The following is a 360-nucleotide window of genomic DNA, read 5'->3' as shown; positions in this document are numbered from 1 at the left end:
GAAGACTGCGACAAGCACCAGCGCGATTGCGACGATCGGGCCGGAGACTTCCTTCATGGCCTTGTATGTCGCCTGGCGCGGACTGAGTCCGGCCTCGATGTTGCGCTCGACGTTTTCAACGACCACGATCGCGTCGTCGACGACGATACCGATCGCCAGCACCAGGCCGAAAAGGCTGAGTGCGTTGATCGAGAAGCCGAACATGTACATGACCGCGAATGTACCGATGATCGATACCGGAACGGCGATCAGCGGGATGATCGAGGCACGCCATGTCTGGAGGAACAGGATGACGACGAGAACGACGAGCGCGATGGCTTCGAGCAGTGTATCGATGACCTTTTCGATCGAGGAGCGAAC

Annotated in this window: 1 protein-coding gene; it reads right to left on the bottom strand. The window is 58.6% G+C overall.

The annotated features are described in order from the left end of the window. A partial coding sequence (locus AC5ZGW_RS47650; protein ID WP_496114337.1) for an efflux RND transporter permease subunit occupies positions 1-360 on the bottom strand: 360 nt, incomplete at both ends.

Source organism: Bradyrhizobium sp. Crot121 (genome assembly GCF_059512385.1).
Note: the sequence above shows the minus strand (reverse complement) of the source record. Positions and strands in the feature narration are given on the sequence as shown.